At 32.8% G+C, this 21,487-nt stretch carries 18 protein-coding genes, 3 tRNA genes and 1 CRISPR repeat array; of the genes, 9 read left to right on the forward strand and 12 right to left on the reverse strand.

Features of this window, described 5'->3' with window-relative positions; translation table 11 throughout:
* Nucleotides 1–40 precede the first annotated feature (40 nt).
* Nucleotides 41–1,321: a DUF2130 domain-containing protein gene (locus BUE10_RS11070; protein WP_073485042.1), complete on the reverse strand. Its 1,281-nt coding sequence runs from the start codon at nucleotides 1,319–1,321 to the stop codon at nucleotides 41–43.
* Between the two features lie 669 nt (nucleotides 1,322–1,990).
* Nucleotides 1,991–2,878, reverse strand: coding sequence for a LysR family transcriptional regulator (locus BUE10_RS11075; RefSeq protein ID WP_073485044.1), 888 nt, complete (start codon nucleotides 2,876–2,878; stop codon nucleotides 1,991–1,993).
* A 205-nt stretch (nucleotides 2,879–3,083) separates the two neighbouring features.
* Here BUE10_RS11075 and BUE10_RS11080 point away from each other — a divergent pair, with 205 nt between their 5' ends.
* Nucleotides 3,084–3,791, forward strand: coding sequence for a class I SAM-dependent methyltransferase (locus BUE10_RS11080; RefSeq protein ID WP_073485046.1), 708 nt, complete (start codon nucleotides 3,084–3,086; stop codon nucleotides 3,789–3,791).
* A gap of 108 nt (nucleotides 3,792–3,899) precedes the next feature.
* Here BUE10_RS11080 and BUE10_RS11085 read toward each other — a convergent pair whose 3' ends face one another.
* From BUE10_RS11085 to BUE10_RS11100, 4 genes are all read right to left on the reverse strand, one after another.
* The gene (locus BUE10_RS11085) at nucleotides 3,900–4,880 is read right to left on the reverse strand and encodes a zinc-dependent alcohol dehydrogenase family protein (RefSeq protein WP_073485048.1); all 981 of its coding nucleotides are present in this window, start codon (nucleotides 4,878–4,880) and stop codon (nucleotides 3,900–3,902) included.
* A 12-nt stretch (nucleotides 4,881–4,892) separates the two neighbouring features.
* Nucleotides 4,893–5,171 carry a putative quinol monooxygenase gene (locus BUE10_RS24105; protein ID WP_083598039.1) on the reverse strand — a complete coding sequence of 93 codons (279 nt, stop codon included), beginning with the start codon at nucleotides 5,169–5,171 and terminating at the stop codon, nucleotides 4,893–4,895.
* Between the two features lie 2 nt (nucleotides 5,172–5,173).
* Nucleotides 5,174–5,779 (reverse strand): NAD(P)H-dependent oxidoreductase, encoded by a 606-nt coding sequence (locus tag BUE10_RS11095; RefSeq protein ID WP_073485051.1) that lies wholly within the window; start codon nucleotides 5,777–5,779, stop codon nucleotides 5,174–5,176.
* Between the two features lie 286 nt (nucleotides 5,780–6,065).
* The gene (locus BUE10_RS11100; RefSeq protein ID WP_073485052.1) at nucleotides 6,066–7,052 is read right to left on the reverse strand and encodes an aldo/keto reductase; all 987 of its coding nucleotides are present in this window, start codon (nucleotides 7,050–7,052) and stop codon (nucleotides 6,066–6,068) included.
* A gap of 119 nt (nucleotides 7,053–7,171) precedes the next feature.
* Between BUE10_RS11100 and BUE10_RS11105 the strand changes: the two genes are divergently transcribed.
* Entirely contained in the window at nucleotides 7,172–8,017 is an 846-nt protein-coding gene (locus BUE10_RS11105; protein WP_073485054.1) for an AraC family transcriptional regulator, read from the forward strand.
* A 90-nt stretch (nucleotides 8,018–8,107) separates the two neighbouring features.
* Here BUE10_RS11105 and BUE10_RS11110 read toward each other — a convergent pair whose 3' ends face one another.
* The 4 genes from BUE10_RS11110 to BUE10_RS11130 form a co-directional block, all read right to left on the reverse strand.
* Nucleotides 8,108–8,578: an RES family NAD+ phosphorylase gene (locus tag BUE10_RS11110; RefSeq protein ID WP_073485056.1), complete on the reverse strand. Its 471-nt coding sequence runs from the start codon at nucleotides 8,576–8,578 to the stop codon at nucleotides 8,108–8,110.
* A complete protein-coding gene (locus BUE10_RS11115) occupies nucleotides 8,578–9,078 on the reverse strand; it encodes a type II RES/Xre toxin-antitoxin system antitoxin (RefSeq protein WP_073485057.1) in 501 nt (166 codons plus the stop codon). The genes BUE10_RS11110 and BUE10_RS11115 overlap by 1 nt, the downstream gene beginning before the upstream one ends.
* Before the next feature lie 212 nt (nucleotides 9,079–9,290).
* Nucleotides 9,291–10,052: a C40 family peptidase gene (locus BUE10_RS11125; protein WP_073485061.1), complete on the reverse strand. Its 762-nt coding sequence runs from the start codon at nucleotides 10,050–10,052 to the stop codon at nucleotides 9,291–9,293.
* Nucleotides 10,053–10,117: 65 nt separating this feature from the next.
* A complete protein-coding gene (locus BUE10_RS11130) occupies nucleotides 10,118–11,296 on the reverse strand; it encodes an acetyl-CoA C-acyltransferase (protein ID WP_073485281.1) in 1,179 nt (392 codons plus the stop codon).
* Nucleotides 11,297–11,537: 241 nt separating this feature from the next.
* Here BUE10_RS11130 and BUE10_RS11135 point away from each other — a divergent pair.
* The 7 genes from BUE10_RS11135 (at nucleotide 11,538) to BUE10_RS11165 (ending at nucleotide 17,153) form a co-directional block, all read left to right on the forward strand.
* A tRNA-Ser gene (locus BUE10_RS11135) sits at nucleotides 11,538–11,621 on the forward strand.
* Nucleotides 11,622–11,710: 89 nt separating this feature from the next.
* A tRNA-Pro gene (locus BUE10_RS11140) sits at nucleotides 11,711–11,785 on the forward strand.
* Between the two features lie 34 nt (nucleotides 11,786–11,819).
* Nucleotides 11,820–11,893 (forward strand) — tRNA-Arg (locus tag BUE10_RS11145).
* 150 nt (nucleotides 11,894–12,043) lie between these two features.
* Complete coding sequence (locus tag BUE10_RS11150; RefSeq protein ID WP_073485063.1) at nucleotides 12,044–12,835, forward strand: Fic family protein; 792 nt, start codon at nucleotides 12,044–12,046, stop codon at nucleotides 12,833–12,835.
* 352 nt (nucleotides 12,836–13,187) lie between these two features.
* Nucleotides 13,188–16,580: a type II CRISPR RNA-guided endonuclease Cas9 gene (cas9, locus tag BUE10_RS11155; protein ID WP_073485065.1), complete on the forward strand. Its 3,393-nt coding sequence runs from the start codon at nucleotides 13,188–13,190 to the stop codon at nucleotides 16,578–16,580.
* 38 nt (nucleotides 16,581–16,618) lie between these two features.
* Nucleotides 16,619–16,864, forward strand: coding sequence for a ribbon-helix-helix domain-containing protein (locus BUE10_RS11160; RefSeq protein ID WP_073485066.1), 246 nt, complete (start codon nucleotides 16,619–16,621; stop codon nucleotides 16,862–16,864).
* On the forward strand, nucleotides 16,857–17,153 hold the full coding sequence (locus tag BUE10_RS11165) for a type II toxin-antitoxin system RelE/ParE family toxin (protein WP_073485068.1): 297 nt from the start codon (nucleotides 16,857–16,859) through the stop codon (nucleotides 17,151–17,153). Before BUE10_RS11160 ends, BUE10_RS11165 begins: the two co-directional genes overlap by 8 nt.
* A 75-nt stretch (nucleotides 17,154–17,228) precedes the next feature.
* Nucleotides 17,229–19,767: a CRISPR direct-repeat array (repeat unit 36 nt; unit sequence GTTGTGGTTTGATTAAAGATTAGAAAACACGATATT).
* 165 nt (nucleotides 19,768–19,932) lie between these two features.
* On the opposite strand, the gene cas2 is transcribed toward BUE10_RS11165, so the two are convergent.
* Nucleotides 19,933–20,262: a CRISPR-associated endonuclease Cas2 gene (cas2, locus tag BUE10_RS11170; RefSeq protein ID WP_073485070.1), complete on the reverse strand. Its 330-nt coding sequence runs from the start codon at nucleotides 20,260–20,262 to the stop codon at nucleotides 19,933–19,935.
* Nucleotides 20,238–21,152 carry a type II CRISPR-associated endonuclease Cas1 gene (cas1, locus tag BUE10_RS11175; protein ID WP_073485072.1) on the reverse strand — a complete coding sequence of 305 codons (915 nt, stop codon included), beginning with the start codon at nucleotides 21,150–21,152 and terminating at the stop codon, nucleotides 20,238–20,240. Before cas1 ends, cas2 begins: the two co-directional genes overlap by 25 nt.
* Nucleotides 21,153–21,487 lie beyond the last annotated feature (335 nt).

Consider the following 21,487-nt stretch of genomic DNA (forward strand, 5'->3'; position numbering starts at 1 on the left):
CGTAAGCGAATCCGTTTAATCCGCATGCCATCTCACATTGCTATTCCAATAATTCTTTAGGATCTTCATCATCACCTTCAACAAAATCTAATTCTAAAGCTCTCACAGTCTGCACTGCATTTCCTGCAATTCCACGAATCGATCCGTACATTCCTAAAGTATTGTGAACTACTTTTTCGATTTGTTTTTCACGTTGTTTCCAGATTCTTTGCATCGCTCTTTTTTCAGCATCAAGATCGCCTTGCATTTGCGTAAAACCTTCTACAATTCCTTCAATCTGTAAACGGAATTCGTTGCTGGTTAAAAAGTCATACAACATCGACATTTTATCACCTTTGTTTTCCTGTGCCTGAACGGCCTGACTTACCTGAATTAATGACTGACGTAAAACAGCGCTTAAACCTTTAAATTCTTCATAGGTACAAATCCAAATTCCGTCGCGCATTCCCATACGTTCCATTCCGGTCGGCATAACTTCGGTTACTAAAACACCAATATTGGCTCTTTTGGTTCGAATATCGTTTTTAAACTTTTCAATCCATGAAGGTTGAAAAGCTTTTGTTCTTTTACTTTCGTAATAAATAGAACCACAATTTTGCAGTTCGCGCGTGTTTACAATTTGAAGACAATCGGCGCCATTTGCGCCTTTTTTGATTTCATCAATAGTGTCAAGAGGGAAATTATTTGCCAGCCATTCTTCAATTGCTAATTCCATTACTTCACCTTGCAATTGCATAGAACCTTGTTCCTGCTTGCGTTTCATTTCTTCAATCAGCTTTTTTTGATCGTCAGATTGTTTTTGGTATTCTTTGATTTTCAGCTCGTTTTTTTCTTCTTCCTGTTTGCGGATTTTATCACGTTCTAAAACCAAAGTGGCATTTAATTGCTTTTGCGCTTCGGCTTCAATTGCTTCTTTCATTTCCAGTTTTTCACGCTGTAGTTTTGCAATTTCGCCTTCCATTTTATTTAATTCCCTGATTTTTTCTGATTTTTCAGAGAGTTCTTTTTCCATTAAAAGCAAACGATCTTTGTTTTCTTCTTCTAGTTTGGCTTTTACTTTTTCCGAAATTTCTTTTTCGGCCGTTTTTTTCTCACGCTCTAAACGCTCGGCAAAAAGTTCGTTTTCCTGTTTTTTTTTAGCTTCAAATTCGGTTTTGGCTTTTTCAAGCTGCTCGTTTTTAAGTTCTAATTCTTTATTTTGGATGGTAGCTTTTTGTTGAAATTCTTTGCGTATACTATCTTCCAATTGATGTTTTAAAACATCATTGACATCGATGGGGGTTCCGCAGTTTGGGCACTGAATTGAAGATTGTTCAGCCATTTTTATTGATTTTATTTTGTAGCATTATAATTTGCTAAGGTATTTAAAAGTTCTCTTTTTATGATATGGATTTCTGTACTAAATTGTAACGAATTTTTTGTATAGCTACGAATTACACGAATTTTCACGAATTGTTTTTTGAAGTGCAAATGTTTCTTAAGATTTTTATTAATGAATCTCGCAAAGTCGCGAAGGCGCAAAGTTTTTTTTAGCCACAGATTAAAAGATTAAAAGGATTTTTTGAATTGCCTCCAGCTTTAGCTGGAGGTATAAAAGTTGATTTAGATAAGGCTTTAGCCAAATCAGTAGCTGTTTGGCTAAAGCCTTTTAAACTTAATTATTTCCCCATCCAGCTAAAGCTGGACGCAACTTATAAATGAAAACTTTGCGTCTTCGCGACTTTGCGAGATTAATTTCAGCACAAAACTTAGCGAGGCGCAAAGTTTTTTTAGCCACAGATTAAAAAGATTAAAAGGATTTTTTGAATTGCCTCCAGCTTTAGCTGGAGGTATAAAAGTTGATTTAGAAAAGGCTTTAGCCAAAAAAACTATTAGATTTGGTTAAAGCCTGTAAACTTAATTATTTTTCCATCCAGCTAAAGCTGGAAGCAGCTTATAAATAAAAACTTTGCGCCTCTGCGACTTTGCGAGATTAATTTCAACACAAAACTTAGCGTGAACCACTTTTCTTCAATAAAAAATCGACAGCAGTTTTTATTATTTCAGAATCGTCTTCTTTTGAAGTGATAATTGAAACATCTGTACGCAAATTGACTTTTTTCAATTCAATAAAACCAATTTCAGGATCTTGATTATTCTTGGCAATATTTATAGGAACAATCGAAATTCCTAATCCGTTTTTGACTAATTGTACGATTGAATTAATATTATTCGCTTCGTGAATAATCTTCGGCGTAAAGCCATAAAATGCACAAAGTTCTAACAAAACTTCATGATAATGCGGTGCGTAATCTTTATTGAAGAATACAAAAGTTTCCTCTTTTAAATTTAAGATCTCTTTTTCAGATTTTAACTGAATGTCATTCTTATTGAATACAATTGAAAATCCATCCTGAAACCATAAATGCGATTTTATTTTAGGAGATTTTATAGGAGAACGTATAATTCCCATTTCGATTTTTCCTTGTTCTAAAGCATCAATTTGCTTTGTGGTAGAAACTTCAAAAAGCTTGAAATTCACATATGGAAATTGTATTTTTAAATGTTTTATTAAATCTGAAATAACTGCCGAATAAATGGAGCTGATATAGGCAATCCTGAATTCGCCCGAAACATTTTCGGCAATCTTTTTTGTTTTCAATGAAACACGCTCCAAATTCTGAAAAAGTGCTTTTGCTTCTTTTTCGAAATATTTTCCAGCTTCGGTAAGTTCTACTTTTTTATTGTTCCGAATGAAAAGCTTCGCCTGAAGTTCTTCTTCCAATTCAATAATTTGACGGCTTAATGGCGGCTGAGAAATAAAAAGTTTCTCTGAAGCCTTTGTAAAGTTCAGTTCTTCGGCTACAGCCAAAAAATATTTTAGATGACGTAATTCCATGATACTTTAAAAGTATTGTTAATTGATAAAAATAGTATTTTTAACGTATTTATGAAAAGGATAGTTTTGAAAAAAATATATGGACCACGGGTTTTACGGATGAAACTGGTCAACACAGATTATATTATTCTGCTTTTACATAAAAAATAAACCAGCGTAAACCTGTTTAATCCGTAAAACCCGTGGGCAATAAAAAACAAAACACATGAAAAAATCAACTATTACTGAAATTAAAGAACGATTTGACAATGATGTCGAACGATTTTCGAATTTAGAAACGGGGCAATTGTCTACAATAGATGCGAAAGTTTCGCTAGAATTAATTACGGAAGCTTCAAAAAGAATTGTTCCTAATGCCACTCATGTTTTGGATATTGGCTGCGGTGCCGGAAATTATACTTTAATGATGTTGTCTAAATTGCCAAATTTAAACTGCACGTTGGTCGATTTGAGTTTACCAATGCTGGATAAAGCTTTAGAAAGAGTTTCGGCAGAAACAAATGGTAAAGTTGAAATTAAACAAGGAGATATTCGGGAAGTTGATTTACCAGAAAATGGTTTTGATATTATTTTGGCAGGAGCTGTTTTGCATCATTTAAGAGATGACGGAGATTGGGAAACTACTTTTACAAAGTTGTTTAAATTATTAAAACCAAGCGGCTGTTTTATGATTTCAGATTTAATCACGCAGGATATCGATTTGCTGAATGAATATACCTGGCAGAGATATGGGGAATATTTAGAAGGAATAGGAGGGGCAGAATATCGCCAAAATGTATTTGATTATATTGCTAAAGAAGATACGCCAAGATCTATGAATTACCAATTGGATTTGATGAAAAAAGTGGGTTTCAAAAGCGTAGAGATTTTACACAAGAATATGTGTTTTGGTGCTTTTGGCGGAATTAAATAAAAAAGATTTGCCACGAATTGCACGAATTTTTACGAATTATTTTTTATTTAAACTGTTTTAATCAGAACAAAAAATTAGTGAAAATTAGCGAAATTCGTGGCAAAAGCTTTAAATAATATCTACAACAATTTTTCCAATTGCAGAATTATCACTAACGGCTTTGTGGGCTTCTATAGCATTGTCTAAAGTGAATGTTCTAGGATCAATTAGTGGTTTTAGTTTTCCTTCTTTAATTAATTTTGTGGTTTCTTTTAAGATATCGCCGTGATGTTTTCTTCCTTCGTTACCAATCATTGGGCGTAAAACAAAAACACCGTGAATACTTGCAGAATGAAGTGAACTTATTGCTAAAGTATGGGTTCCAAATGCATAACAGCTGCTAATTTGACCGTAATGACGAATGGCTTTAAATGAATCATCAAGAGATTGACCTCCAACGGTATCATAAATAATATCAAAACCTTTTCCGTCAGTATATTTATTCACGTAATCTTCAACAGTTTCGGTTTTATAATCAATAGGAGTTGCTCCATACGATTTTACAATTTCTGCTTTTTGAGAAGAAACCGTTGCGTAAACATCAGCACCAAAAATTTTAGCCAGTTGTACAACCATGTGTCCAACGCCTCCTGCGCCTGCGTGTACCAAAACTTTGTCCCCTTTTTGAACTTTTGCTCTGTCAATTAAACCTTCCCAGGCTGTAAGCAATACCAGCGGAATCCCTGCTGCTTCTTTCATGGTTAGGTTTTTTGGTTTTATAGCTAATAAATCAGCATCAACGGCAGTATATTCTGCTAAAGTTCCCTGAAGACCAAGAACACCACCGGCAAGTCCGTATACTTCGTCACCAACTTTAAACTCCGTTACGCCTTCGCCAATTTCTTCAATAACTCCGGCAAGATCTGTTCCTAAAACAGCAGGTAAAACAGGCGATGCATAAGGCGAAAGTCCAAGTCGGATTTTGTTATCGATTGGGTTTACGCCGCTTGCGTGTATTTTAACTAAAACTTCTCCTTTTTTAGGAGCTGGTTTTTCAATCTCAGTTTTTACGAATTCAGATTCGTATGTATTTGTGAAAAGTGCTTTCATAGCTTTACTTAATTAAAGTATTTGGGTTGTTTTGTAAACCTGAATTGGTGCAGAAGTTAATGCTTCGCTTTTGCTGATGAAATCCTGTAAATGTGATTGATTGTTGTGAAGATCTAGGCCAGTTTGGTCTTTCCATTCTTCCCAAATAATAAATACGTTTTCAGAATTGTGAAGATCATAGCGTACACAAGCAGCTTCTTTTCTTGTTTCGGTAACCAAGTTATTCAATAAGCTTTGAAGTTGTTGAATGTTTTCTTTTTTACTTTTAATAATGGCTGTAATAGATATCATGATTATAAGGTTTTAAAGGTTTCTTCTAAATGTTTGGTATAATTTTCTTTGAAGATGACAATGTTTTCTGCAGTTGCACCTTTTTCAACGTCGTGGAAATGGAACCCGTTTAATTTTTCCATTCCTACAAATTTATTCATTTTATGGAAACCAAACATAACTCCTTCGTCTACAGATGTTTCTTCGAAGAATTCTCCCGGAAGTGTAAAGGCTGTTGCAGGTGCATTCCAACTTGTGGTCAGCATATATTTGCGTCCGTGTAACATTCCGCCAGTTCCGTAATTGATGTCAGGGTTTACTCGGCTTCTTCCGTCGCTTTTGTAAATTCCTTTTTGGTGTCCGGCTGTAAAAACGTCGTCGATGTATTTTTTGAAAAGATTTGGCAATTGAAACCACCAAACTGGTGTGTGATATACTACAACATCTGCCCAAACGAATTTTTCTACTTCTTCGTCTAAATCAAAATCTTGTTTGATGTCGGTTGTTTTAATCTCGAATTTGTTACTGTTTTTTAAGTATTCGATTGTCCAATCTGTAACGGTTTCATTGAATTTTCCACCTGAATGTGCAAAATTCTGACTTCCGTTGATGATAAATATTTTCTTCATTTTACTTTTTGTTCTGATGAATCTGGGTTGCGTGAGGGATAGGAGTGGAAATCCTTTTGTGCCGGGGTTCGGCACAAAAGATTGGAACGGATAGCCCGGCCCTTGGGACACGCCCGAATTCTAATTATTTAATTTTTTGAGATTTTTTTTTTGAAACACATAGAGACATAAATTTTTTTTTAAGATAGTTGAAAGAAACTAGTTTCTAACACATAGCCTATGTATGTTAATGCAAGTGAAACGTCTTTAACGACATTGTAAATCTATGTTTCTATGTGTTTAAATATTATTTAAGTTTCGAAATCGCCTGATTAATGAAATCCAATTCTGAAGCTGATAAATCGAAATCCATTGTTTTTGCGTTTGAGATTGCTTGTTCTGCGTTTCTGGCTCCGGCTAAAACAATTGTAATTCCTTTTTGTAAAGTTGTCCAGCGTAAAACTAATTGCGAAATTGAAATGTGTTTTGCATTTGCCAATGAACTTAATTCTTCTACCAATGTTTTTACTTTTTGAAGATCGAATTGACCAAAATAGCCATTTCTATGGTCGTTATCTTTTAATTTACTGTTGGTGAAATATTTTCCGGTTAACAAACCTCTTTCCATCGGACTGTAAGCAATGATTCCGATATTTTCCTGAATCGTAAGCGGCACTAAATCGGTTTGAATTGCCTGATTCAGCATACTAAAAGGAACTTGATTTGAAGCTAACTGAATTGTTTTTTGTGCTTCTTTAATTTGTTCTGCATTGTAATTACTAACTCCGGCTGCTCTGATTTTTCCTTGTTGAATAAGGATTTCTAAAGCTTCCATAGTTTCCTGAATTGGAGTAGTGGAGTCTGGCCAGTGAATTTGCAATAAGTCGATATAATCAGTTTGAAGACGTTTTAAGCTTTCTTCAACTTCTTTTATTATGTTGTTTTTTGAAGCGTATTTATAGATTGGTAATTTTTTTCCGTTGTCATCGGCATCAAAAAAGAAATCGCCTTTTCCGTTATTGCTTCCGTCCCAAACCAAACCAAATTTGGTTAACAATTGTACTTTTGAACGATCTTGAGATTTTAAAGCTTCGCCAATCATTTCTTCACTTAAACCAAATCCGTAAAAAGGAGCGGTGTCGATTGTGGTTACGCCATGAGCGATTGAAGCGTGAATGGAGTCGATTGAATCTTTCTTTTCGTTTCCGCCCCACATGTTTCCGCCAATGGCAAATGCACCGTAAGTTATGGTTGATAATTCAAGTTCTGAGTTGCCTAATTTTCTATATTCCATGATGTTAAAATTGATGTCTTAAAATTATTTGACAAAATTATACCATTTTTTTAACTGTTAAATTGTATAAATTTGTCTTTTTTAGGTATATTTGCATACTGAATTAATTGCTGCAGATTATGAAAAAAGAAAATCTATATGAACCGTTTACAGTATCTTTTGAAACATTGGATGAATATCCGGATGTTGGAGATCGTCATAATTTCTTTGAATTGGTTTACATTTTGGGCGGAACAGGAACGCAGTGTATCAACAAAAATATTTTTGAATATGATGCCGGACATATGTTTTTATTAACGCCTGAGGATTGTCATAATTTTACAATTGAAACCGAAACGAAGTTTTTCTTTTTAAGGTTTAATGATATTTACTTGAAGAATTCCAGTCTGCAAAACGAAAATATTCAGCGTTTAGAATATATTCTGCAAAATGCTAATCATCAGCCGGGTTGTATTTTGAAAAATGATGCCGATAAATGTTTGGTGAAAGTGATGGTGGAAGCGATTATTCGTGAACATCAGGATAAGGATGTTTACAACCAGGAATTGATTCAGCAATTGGTCAATACGTTGATTATTATTGTAGCACGAAACATTGCGAAGTATTTACCGGAGCAGGTAAATATAGGTTCTGAGGCAAGAGCGATGGATATTTTACAATATATTCAAACTAATATTTATTATCCGGAGAAAATTAAAGCGGAATCTATAAGTGATTATTTCGGAATTTCGAATACGTATCTAGGCCGTTATTTTAAGAAACATGCCAGCGAAACGATGCAGCAATATATCAGCAATTATAAAACGAAGTTGATTGAGCATCGTTTACAATTCAGTGATAAGCGTATTAACGAAATTGCGTATGAATTTGGTTTTACGGATGAAAGCCATTTTAATAAATTCTTTAAAAAACAGAGAGGGAATAGTCCTTCGGAGTTTAGAAAAACGATTCGTATTAGTGCGTGATATGATGGCACGCGGATGACGCTGATTTAGACAGATTTTTTTATTTTTTTGCCACAGATTTAGAGGATTAAAATGATTTTTTAATCTGTATTATTTGGTTTTAAATCTTGAATCAAAAGCCATTCTGGCTGTACTTAAGACTTTAATTTTTGATGCGTCTTTATGTTGCGGATTTATCAAATAATTAAATTCCTGCGGTACAATACTGCTTGGAACTTTTAGAACTGCGGCTTCGTTATAATCTATAAAGTCGTCGCCAATTGTCTGGGTTATTAAAATAGGTGGTTTAGAATCCCAGTCTTCGGGTAAATCTTCCAGATGCACTTCTTGAATAGTGATTTCGTCCGGGATTTCAATTTCTACATAAAAACGATCGACAGGTAAGTCTTCACTTAAATCTAAATGAACTGAAACTTCGAGTGTTGCCAGGGCTCTGCTTTCTGCTGCATATACCATTCGGGTATTAAGGCTGTTCCAGCGATAACCTTCAGACATTGATGCGCCAATTCCCTTTAAAGTTGCTGCCAAGTATTTTTCTCTTTCAATTCTAAATACTATCATTATGCCAGGTTTCCGAATTCCAATCGATTCAAGCTGAATTTTACTTCGTTAATTCCTGTAATTGTATCTAGCATATTTTCTGGTGTATTTCCTCCAATAGACAGATTTGGTTTTTTTAGCCATCGTTGAAATTTTTCTTCTTCATCATTGAAAACCTCCAAACCGTAATCTATTAATTCATTAATTAAAATCACCAATTCGCTGTCTCTGCTGTCTAAAAGAAGATGCTCACTTTTCTTTTTGTTATAAGTTGTCTGCGGAATTCCAACAATTGTCAAAACTGATTTTACAGGATTGTTTAATCTTCTGCTGATGACTTCAATAGAATCATAGGGAATGCCTGATCTTATGACTTCAACGCGCTCAAGTTTATTGCCCCAGCTGTATTCTTTACCTCCAGAGTTTAAGGTAGATCTCTTAATTGAGATTACTTTTCCTGATGCATTTTCAATACTTCTTTTAGTATCAAAAGGTTCTGTTTTTTGTTTTATATTTTTCATAAGACAACTTATTTGCTGTAAAGATACAACAATTTTGTTGCACGATCAGAAAGTTGTTGAAAAATGTAAGCGTAATAGTCCTTCGGAGTTAGAAAAACGATTCGTATTAGTGCGTAAACACGAATTACACGAATTACACGAATTTGCACTAATTTTTTTTACCCACAGATTAAAAGGATTTTTAATTTGTGCTAATTCGTGGAATTTGTGTTTTAAATAATTTTCTTGATTACGCGTAGTTTGTGAGTGTGTTTGTTTAATTCTGGATTGTAAATTCCTGTGTGATCTAAACGGTCAATACGTACTTTTCCACTTGCGTGAATGATGTAATTATTCTCCATAATGATTCCAACGTGGATGATGTTACCTTCGTCGTTGTCAAAAAAGGCTAAATCACCAACTTCACTTTCTTCAATAAAACTTAAAGATTCTCCTTCGAGTGCCTGCTGTGACGCATCGCGATGAATTTTATATCCGTTTAGTTTGTAAACCATTTGTGTAAAACCGGAACAATCGATTCCGAATGGCGTTTTTCCGCCCCATAAATACGGAGCATTCAAATACATGAAAGCGGTATTTATTAATGCACTTTTTGGTTTTATACCGCTAGTTTTTGTTCCTTCAAAATCAAAATTAGAAGTATTGATTTCGTTGTTGTTCAGAAATGATAAAGATGCTCCAAGCGGAATTGGAAGTAATAGGTTGTTAGGTGCAGTGATGTAGTCAATCAAATCTGCATTCAAAATAATGGCTTCTTTGCTTAACTGATTATACTGTTCCTCAGAAATTATCTGATATTGTTTAGAATCTACCCAGCCTATATAATCATCAAACTGAATTTTTATTCGTGCCCACTGATTTTGGCGTTCTAAAATTTCGATGTGTTCGCCAAACAAAAGTTGTGTAACGATTTCACTTCTGTCACTAGGCTCAGATCGAACGGGTACTATGGCAAGATTGCAGATTCCGAACATTTAGATAATGTATTAGTTAAAAATTAGGAGTTATTAATTTTTAATAACTCCTAATGAAATATTATTTAAGCTCTTTCGATAACAATTGCAGATGCGCCGCCGCCGCCATTGCAGATTGCAGCAGCTCCGGTTTTAGCATTGTTTTGTTCTAAAACGTTTAGTAAAGTTACAATAATACGAGCTCCTGAACAACCCAGAGGATGTCCTAATGAAACTGCACCACCATTTACGTTTACTTTATCGTTATCTAGATTTAAGATTTTTGAATTGGCAAGTCCAACAACTGAAAATGCTTCGTTGAATTCGAAATAATCAACATCGCCAATTGCAATTCCTGCTTTGTTTAAAGCTTTTGGTAATGCTTTTGCCGGGCTTGTAGTGAACCATTTTGGTTCTTGTGCAGCATCGGCATAACCTTTTATGTAAGCTAAAGGTTTTAGACCTAAAGCAGTCGCTTTTTCTTCAGACATTAAAACTAAAGCAGCAGCACCGTCATTGATTGTTGAAGCGTTTGCAGCCGTAACTGTTCCGTCTTTTGTAAAAACAGCACTTAACGAAGGGATTTTATCCAATTTTACATTGGTATATTCTTCGTCTTTAGAAACAATAATTGGTTCTCCGCGTCTTTGCGGAACTTCAACTGGAACAACTTCATTGTCAAATTTTCCGGCATCCCAGGCTTTTGCGCTTCTTTCATAAGACTGAATAGCGAAATTATCTTGTTCTTCACGGCTGATGTTGTATTCAGTTGCACATAAATCAGCGCAAACTCCCATTGCGTTATTATCGTAAGCATCTGTCAAACCATCTTTTTGCATTCCGTCGAGCATTGTTGCAGGGCCAAATTTGTTTCCGGCACGCATTTGTACGTAGTGTGGAATTAAGCTCATGCTTTCCATTCCGCCGGCAACTACAATTTCTGCATCACCGCAGGCGATTGCCTGTGCGCCAAACATTACAGCTTTCATCCCAGAGGCGCAGACTTTGTTTACTGTTGTGGCAGCAACTTCTACTGATAATCCTGCAAAAAGGGCAGCCTGACGAGCCGGAGCTTGTCCAACGCCTGCCTGGATTACGTTCCCCATGAAAACTTCATCAACTAATTTTGGGTCTAGGTTAATTTTTGAAAGGGCTCCTTTTATGGCAGCAGCTCCTAATTTTGGTGCGGGTACGGTAGATAACCCTCCCATGAAACTTCCGATAGGTGTTCTAACGGCAGAAACGATAACAACTCTTTTGTTCATTTTCTGTTTAATATTAGTTAATGTAGCAAATTTACTCTTTATTTGAATAAATTCAAATTTTGCGTCAATTCGAATGGATTTTAAATTTAAGATCAATTTTTTGTTAATTCTATTTGTTTGATTGTGAAGTGTTTTAAAAAAAAGTTTGAAAAAAGATAAAAAAAAGCACAAAAATAGTTGTGAGAAATAGAATGTTGTTCTACATTTGCAACCGCAAAATAGGACACGTTTCCTTGAGCTTGGAGAGGTGCCAGAGCGGTAATGGAGCAGATTGCTAATCTGTCGACGGGTAACCGTCGCCAGGGTTCGAGTCCCTGTCTCTCCGCTTAATTTTTGCCTCGGGGTGTAGCGTAGCCCGGTTATCGTGTCCCGATTGAGATCGGGAAGACCACAGATACAAATCTATGTCTAATTCGGGGTGTAGCGTAGCCCGGTTATCGCGCCTGCTTTGGGAGCAGGAGGCCGCAGGTTCGAATCCTGCCACCCCGACTAAAACTTTAAGCGATAAAGTTTTAAAATAAATGGACGCATAGCTCAGCTGGATAGAGCACCTGCCTTCTAAGCAGGCGGTCGAAGGTTCGAATCCTTCTGCGTTCACGAAAAGCCACTCATATCGAGTGGCTTTTTTGTTTTTATACAATCCATCAATTTTATAAAAATTTTACTGAGGAGTTTGTTTTTTGGTAACTTGTTTATTTTGTTGATTTTAGAATTGTATTTTTATACTGCAAATTAAAATCTTAATCAATGGAATCTCTTATATTAAAATATAAAAGTTTAGGAATAGCTGATGTATTGCATTATGAGAAATTCAATTTAATTTCCATAAGTCATCATTCTACCAAAATTGAAGGTTCTACTTTAACAGAATTAGAAACTCAAATTCTGCTAGATGACGGTTTGACTCCAAAGGGAAAGCCTGTTAATGATACTTTAATGGTCACTGATTATTTTAAGGCACTACATTTTATTGTTGATAAAGCAAGAAATAAAACAGCAGTTACAAAAAAGTTAATAAAAGATATTAATTCTTTTGTGATGAAAAGTACAGGAGGAATCTACAATACTATTCTTGGAGAAATTGATGCTAGTAAGGGGATGTTTCGAAAAGGAAATGTTACAGCCGGGATTTCTTATTTTCCAAATTATGATAAGTTTGAAAGACTGACGAATGAATTGGTCTTGTCTATTAATTCACGAATGAATACTGATTTATCAATAGATGAAAAATTAAATTTATCTTTTGATGCCCACTTTAATCTTGTAAGCATTCATCCATTTTATGATGGAAATGGTAGAACTTCTCGTTTGATAATGAATTATATTCAGGCTTTTTATGAGCTTCCTTTAGCAATTGTAAATAGTGAGGATAAACAAGAATATATTCAGGTTTTGATTGATACAAGAGAAAAAGAAGATATTAAAATTTTTAGAAACTTCATGAAAAAGCAATATGAAGAATATCTTTTAAATGAAATAAAAAAATTCGAAGACAGCTTTTCATCAAAATCAAATAAAGGATTTAGTTTTCTTTTTTAAAATGAATTTATAGAATATCTGTTTTGATTGGGATAGTCGAAGGTTCGAATTCTTCTGCGTTTACGAAAAGCTACTCAAATCGAGTGGCTTTTTTGTTTTGGTATATTTACTTAAAAGTGCTTTTTGTATAAAAATTTGTACATATTTTTAATAGTATAAGCAAAAAAGTCCCACCGAAGCAGGACTAAAGATTTTCATCTACGGCATATAGCCTTATTGTGATAAGATTAAAGATTAGAAATTTTAATCAGTCACAAATATATAGAAAAAATATTCTGGTTAGAAAAAGGAAAACCGTAATTGTCTTAATTTTTTTTATAGTAAATTCCATGCAGATTAAATTTTAATAACTATGGCAAAAATTTTAGGATTAGATTTAGGGACTAACTCAATAGGTTGGGCGTTAATTGATGATAAGTTAAATAAGATTTTAGGAATAGGAAGTAGAATATTTCCAATGGGTGTAGAAAATCTTGGCGATGGTGATAACGAAATGTCTAAAAATGCTAGTAGAACTGGAGCAAGAGGAGTCCGACGCCAATTTTTTAGAAGAAGATTAAGAAAGAAAATTTTACTTCAAAAACTTTCTGAAAATAAGATGTGTCCAATGGATGCTAAAGATTTTGAAGATTGGAAAAAAACAAAATTATTTCCAACTGAAAAGCTGGCAAAATGGTTTGCATTAAATCCGTATGAACTTCGACAAAAAGCTTTAAATGAAAAATTATCATTAGAAGAAATTGGCAGGATTTTTTATCATTTAATTCAAAGACGTGGATTTTTGAGTAATAGCAGAAAAGGAGGTAATGACGATGGGGCTATTTTTAAAGGGAATGCAAAGGAAGGAAAAATAGGAATTGATGATACGTTAGAAAGTATTGAAGGGAAAACATTAGGTTCTTATTTATATGAAATATACCCAAAACAGAACCAACCTTTTCAGGATGGCTTGGAAAGAATTAGAAATAGATATACAACTCGTAAAATGTATGTTGACGAATTTGAATTGATATGGAGTAAACAAGCACAATTCTATTCAAATTTAAATGAAGAATTGAAAACTTTATTTGGAGGAAGAAAACTGGATGGTTACAAAGAAGATGGAGTTTTATTTCATCAACGGCCATTGCGCTCGCAAAAACATTTGGTTGGCAATTGTTCTTTTGAGCCAACGAAAACTAAATGTCCAATAAGTGCTATTCCTTTTGAAATGTTCAGAATTTATCAATGGGTAAATACAGTTGAATATAATGGAAAGAAGATTGCTCAGGAAGAAAAAGATAAAATAATTGAGCAATTATTATCATCCGATAAAATTGAGTTTAAAAAATTACGAAAAGCGATTGGTAAAGAAAGTGCTGAGTTCAAATTCAATTATAAAGATGATGATAAAATTGTTGGAACATATACTATTTCTAATCTGTCAAATAAAAAATTCTTCGGTAAAAAATGGTTTGATTTTTCAGATAAAGAACAAGAAGATATTTGGCATGTTTTATATTTTTTTGACAGTAAATCAAATCTTAAAGAATATGCTGTTAAAAATTGGAATTTTACAGAAGAACAAGCTGTTGCAATATCAAAATTTAATGTAAAAGATGGTTATGCAAGTTTGAGCAGAAAAGCAATAGGAAGTATTTTGCCATTTATGCAACAAGGATATATGTATGATGTTGCTGTTGTAATGGGAGGAATTAAAAATGCTTTTGGCGATAGTTGGCAAAATGATACTGTTGAAAATAATCAAAAGCAATTAGATTTAATTGATAATGTTGAAGGAATTGTCAGATCAAAAACTTCTGGAGGTTTTATAGATATAGTAAAAGATTTACTTCGTAAAGAGTTTGGATTTAACGAAAAACAATTAAAAAAACTCTATCATCATTCTGCGACAATTGATGTAGCAGCATTGTTAGAAAAATTGCCTGTTGGCAAAGAAGCCGATAAGGAAATTCAAGCTATTAGAAATCCTATAGTTATTACTGCATTGTTTGAATTGCGGAAGCTTGTTAATGAATTAATTGATGAATATGGGCAATTTGATGAAATAAAAGTAGAAATGGCTCGTGATTTAAAAATATCTAAATCACAACGAAATAAAATTCGCAGAGATCAAAAACGATTGGAACGAGAAAATGATAGAGTAAAAAAGGAAGTAGAAAAATACACAAGAGTTTCTCACGATAATATTTTGAAATTTAAACTTTGGGAAGAGTGTAAACAGACTTGTGCATATACAGGTATTCCAATTCCTATTGCTAAATTATTTACAGGTGAAGTTCAAATAGAGCATATCCATCCTTGGAGTCGTTCGCTAAACGATAGTTTCAATAATAAAACATTGTGTTATGCGGATGAAAATAGACGAAAAGGAGATAAAACACCTTTTGAATTTTATGGAAATGATGAATCTAATTGGTCAAGTATTAAAGAAAGAGCATTGAAATTATTTTCTGATACAAAAGAATATCCAAATGCATATCAAAAATTCAAACGATTTGTACAACAAAAGTTTGATGATGACTTTTCTTCAAGACAATTAAATGATACACGATTTATAAGCAAGGAAGCTAAAAATTATTTGACTCAAATATGTAATAAAGTATCAGTTTTTCCAGGGCAAATGACTGCAAATCTGCGTCAGAAATGGGGTTTAAATACTGTTTTAAATGATGAGAATGCTAAAACGCGTGAAGATCATCGTCATCATGCAATAGATGCTTTGGTTATGGCTTGTGGCAAGGCCAGTTATTTGCAAGAATTATCAAAATGGAATCGTTATAATAGAAATTATGATTTAAAAGATTTTCCTATGCCATGGGAAACATTTCGTTTTGATGCGGAAAAAGCAGTTGATAAAATATTGATTTCTCATAAAAGACTAAATAATATTGTAACCATTAGAACACATAAAGTAGAAAAAAATGGAAAAACATATATCAATAAAGGAGTTGCTGCACGAGGTCAATTACATAAAGAAACGGTTTTTGGAAAACGAAACTTTAATGGAGAAGAAGCATTTCACGTTAGAAAAACAATAGATAGTTTAACCACCGAAAAGCAATTAGAAAAGGTAGTTGATGAAACCATTAAAGAATTAATACATAAAAGAATTCAAGAATTAGGAGGATTTGTAAAAGGATCCATTCCTTTAAATACATTTTTTATTGTTGATGAAAATGGAATTAAACAACCGCAAATATTTTTGTCTAACAAAAATGGAAGTCCAGTTCCTGTTTTAAAAATAAGAATGAAAGAAAATATAGGTGGTGCTGAGCAGTTAAAAGATAATCTAAATCAATGGGTAAATCCAAGAAATAATCATCATGTATTAATTTATAAAGATGAAAAAGGAAATTTAAAAGAAGAGGTAGTTACATTTTGGACTGTTGTAGAAAGAAAAAGAAAAGGATTTCCAACTTATCAATTGCCAGCAGATGGAAGTAAAATAATTACCACTTTGCATATTAATGATATGTTTTTATTAGGATTAAATGAAGATGAAATTAATTGGGAGAATCCTGATTTTGATTTACTAAAAGAACATTTGTATCGAGTGCAGAAATTGTCATCTAAGTTCTATGAATTTCGACAAGGTTCACAAGCATCGATTCAAAATAATTTTTTGCCATTTTACAGAAGAATCACTGGTTATGGAGAAGGAATAGGAGGTTGGTTAACTCACAATCCGATAAAAGTAAAAATTTCAGTTTCAGGAAAAATTTCAAAATATAATTTTATTTAAAAATTTGGTGTAAATTTACACCAATTGAAATTATTGTTATGACACGACAAAGTATATCCTTAACTGCACCTAATGAAGAGTGGTTAAAAAATCAGGTTAGTAAAGAAGAATTTAGTAGTAAAAGTGAAGCTATTAACTATTTGATTAAGCAAGCTCGTTCACAAGATGAATATTATGAGTTTGTGAGGGCTAAAATAGATAAAGGAGAAAAAAGCGGTTTTGTAAAAAAACAAACTAGAGAAGAAATGTTATCAGAATTCAAAAAAGATCTGCCTAATGTATAGCTATTATTTAAGTAGCGAAGCCAAAGAAGATTTAAGAAGAATTTATTATTATGGGGTTGGTAAGTTTGGCGTTAATCAAGCGGATAACTATTTTAATATGTTTTATGATTGTTTTGATAGAATAGAGGGAAATCCTTTTTTATTTCCATCAGCCGACCACATCAAGAAAGGATATCGGTATTGTGTTTGTGGTGTTGATACTATTTACTATCAAATCAATGGGAATAAAAGGATAGAGATTATTACCATTATTGGAAGACAAGATTTTGATAGTAGTTCTTTGACATAAGCAATTCAAATCTTAAACATCCAAACCACAACGGAAAGGTATGGCATTCACCCAGTAGGAATACCATACCTTTCCGTTGTGGTTTGATTAAAGATTAGAAAACACGATATTTCTATAGCCATTTTAAGGTAATTTCATTATGTTGTGGTTTGATTAAAGATTAGAAAACACGATATTAACATTTATTGGATATATTTTTAATCAAAAGTTGTGGTTTGATTAAAGATTAGAAAACACGATATTTCAATCAATTTATTAAATTCTGTCCAGTCTGTTGTGGTTTGATTAAAGATTAGAAAACACGATATTAATTGAAACAGTATTATTTTATCAAAGCGGTTGTGGTTTGATTAAAGATTAGAAAACACGATATTAGGATCCGGGACACACGACATGTAATACTGTTGTGGTTTGATTAAAGATTAGAAAACACGATATTTATCCTATAAAGTAATGTTCGAGATAGACAGTTGTGGTTTGATTAAAGATTAGAAAACACGATATTCCCTTTTACTTTTAAAGTTTCAGGATCACAGTTGTGGTTTGATTAAAGATTAGAAAACACGATATTCAAACGTAACTGAATTTATGCTTTGGGATGGTTGTGGTTTGATTAAAGATTAGAAAACACGATATTGGAACAATGCAATTAGTTGAAGAAACTATGTTGTGGTTTGATTAAAGATTAGAAAACACGATATTTATCGAATAACATTCCAATTCTTATAGATGGTTGTGGTTTGATTAAAGATTAGAAAACACGATATTTGAACTTGCACAACTTATTACTAAAAACAGTTGTGGTTTGATTAAAGATTAGAAAACACGATATTCAAAAGGCCTTACACCAAAACTTTCTTTATGTTGTGGTTTGATTAAAGATTAGAAAACACGATATTTCGTTGTTTTTTATTGATGTTCTCATTGTTGTTGTGGTTTGATTAAAGATTAGAAAACACGATATTGCTTACAAAGAATTACGCTTACAACAACATGTTGTGGTTTGATTAAAGATTAGAAAACACGATATTTGGAATATTTTTATAATTTTACAGTCTAACGTTGTGGTTTGATTAAAGATTAGAAAACACGATATTTATTTTATCATTTATCCAACCGTATTTATTGTTGTGGTTTGATTAAAGATTAGAAAACACGATATTAAAAATCAAAGTCAAACTTTTGATTATATGGTTGTGGTTTGATTAAAGATTAGAAAACACGATATTCCTCCATAAATTATGAAGCATAAAACAATAGTTGTGGTTTGATTAAAGATTAGAAAACACGATATTTAACTTAAAAAATGCAACATAACCTATTAGTTGTGGTTTGATTAAAGATTAGAAAACACGATATTGATAAATCATTAAAGTATTCATCCCAGTCAGTTGTGGTTTGATTAAAGATTAGAAAACACGATATTGACGATATAATGCTCCGTCATGCACGTATAGTTGTGGTTTGATTAAAGATTAGAAAACACGATATTGAAAAATATAAATCCCTTGACCTGAGTCTGTTGTGGTTTGATTAAAGATTAGAAAACACGATATTCAGATTCAAAAACCACTTGAAGAGGGATCTGTTGTGGTTTGATTAAAGATTAGAAAACACGATATTATAGTTTAATTAGTGCTTAAATCGGTTATTGTTGTGGTTTGATTAAAGATTAGAAAACACGATATTCTTTTCGTACTTTATATCATACAATTCAGGCGTTGTGGTTTGATTAAAGATTAGAAAACACGATATTTGAGCGGCTTATTTAATCTATCATAGAAATGTTGTGGTTTGATTAAAGATTAGAAAACACGATATTCTGTTGATTAATTCCCGTAGCCCCGGCCGTGTTGTGGTTTGATTAAAGATTAGAAAACACGATATTCTAGATATAGATTACTTATACCTTTATCTAGTTGTGGTTTGATTAAAGATTAGAAAACACGATATTAAGCAAAACCGATAAAACAAACCACAAACGGTTGTGGTTTGATTAAAGATTAGAAAACACGATATTACAGGTTTGTTGTTGGTGTAATCCCATATTGTTGTGGTTTGATTAAAGATTAGAAAACACGATATTTCTTCCGGCAAATGAGAGCCATTCTCAAGGTTGTGGTTTGATTAAAGATTAGAAAACACGATATTTTTCTTTGTTTGAAAATTTATCACCAGCCAGTTGTGGTTTGATTAAAGATTAGAAAACACGATATTTGTGGAATTTTTAACGTCTTTTGCTGTTATGTTGTGGTTTGATTAAAGATTAGAAAACACGATATTATAACCTGCTATTTCGATACGATAGTCTTAGTTGTGGTTTGATTAAAGATTAGAAAACACGATATTAAGATAAAACGAACATTATCGCCTTTTCCTGTTGTGGTTTGATTAAAGATTAGAAAACACGATATTAAATGAAAAAATATATAAATGAAGCTGAAAGTTGTGGTTTGATTAAAGATTAGAAAACACGATATTATTTTACCGTCGTGTTTCATTTTGATCTTAGTTGTGGTTTGATTAAAGATTAGAAAACACGATATTTTTGTTCTGCCATCTGAACTAACACCCGAACGTTGTGGTTTGATTAAAGATTAGAAAACACGATATTAGTTGGCTTGTTTCCTTCTGATATATAATGGTTTAGATTCGAATATCGTTTAAAAAAATGTCTCTTTTATGGTTTGATAACCCATAATTGAGGCATTTTTTCTATTACAGGGTTTAGTGAATAAGGTTTTAGTCTATGAGACTTATTGAAGATTATAAAGCAATATTAAAATAACTCTAATTGTGTAGGTTGAGGTGCAGAAGGTAAGGCTGCTTTTCCCCAAAAATTCAAAATATTACCAAATTGTTTATCAGTTATTCGAAGTACACTTACTTTTCCTAAAGGTGGTAATAGTTTGTGGATTCTCTTTTCATGGACATCAGCGCTTTCACTGCTTGCACAGTGGCGTACATAAACAGAATATTGCATCATTGAAAATCCATCTTTCAATAAATTGTTTCTAAATCCAGATGCATTTCGTCTGTCTTTTTTTGTTTCTGTGGGGAGGTCAAAAAAAACAAACAGCCACATTATTCGATATCCGTTAAGCTCCATAATGCAGGATATTTAATTTTTTTTCGATTTCCTGTAAAACATTGTTGGAGTGAACTGGCAGTCTTTTGTAAAGCAACCATTAAAGGACTTTTCTCATCTTTAAAATAAACCGTTCTGGTTAATATTTGTAATAACTCTGCCTTAATAACAGTGTTTAATTCTTGTTCATCAAAACGCTGCATGATATCAAAGACTTTTTCATCTACGATAGGACGAAAAGGTTCCATAATATCGTCGGCAAGGGCAAAAGCATTGTATTTACTTTTGTGATGGATTCCTAATGTATTCAGCAGCCCGCTTCCAGAAAGAGCTCTTGCAGTTGCAGCTCTTAAAATTGCATAACCATAATTCAGAAAATTATTAGGGTAGTCACCATATCGTTCTCGTTTTATCCCATCAAATTCTAAATTTGGCTGAGGGAAATATTTCCAGTATTGCTGCGCTGCAACTCCTTCCATATTAGATGAATCCCCGCTTAATACTTTACTGGCCAGAAATACAAAACTATTTTTGGAATTAGTTATTTTTTCGAGTAATTGGCCTTGGTTTTTAATTTTTTCAATTATAGTTTGCTGCCATAACTGCTTTTTTAACGGTATAGAAGCATCAATTTGATTTTTGAATATTTCCTGTTGAATATGATGACTGTTAAGATTTAAAAGCATTCCGTTAGGGAGGTGATTCTTTCCGCAGATAATAATAGAAGTATTGTTATCAACAAGTAAATTCATAGCAGGAATACTGAGGTAGATTTCATTATGATCAAGTATAAGAAAGCCAATATCCTCAATAGGAATAGTGCTCTCTTTCATTTCTGATTTTAGTACTAATTGATTATTTTTTACAGTTATCGAAAACTTGTTTTCAATTAAAATAGATTTTTTTAGCATAAATTTAATTTGAAATTATAAATAATCGTTTCCTCTGCCTAAATATGCATATTTAAATTATTTGTATAAAGTTCGGCTTTAAAGAAATGTTGTTTTTACGGTTTTCCATAATTTACGATTTTAGTTTCAATATTAATAGAAACAAAACCTGGCGATAAAGAAGAAAAATTCGTCTTTGTAACTTTAGCAGCAATTGAAAAAAGGAACGAGAGTTAAGTGATATGAAAGAAAACTTACTGTAATTAAACAAAATTGAATAGGCAAATGAAATAAAAAAGACAGTTTTAAATTACATATTGATACATTTCTTAGATTTGTATAACCACTCAAAAACT

The sequence above is a fragment of the Flavobacterium sp. CF108 genome (assembly GCF_900129795.1).
In the GTDB taxonomy this organism is placed as follows: Bacteria; Bacteroidota; Bacteroidia; order Flavobacteriales; family Flavobacteriaceae; genus Flavobacterium.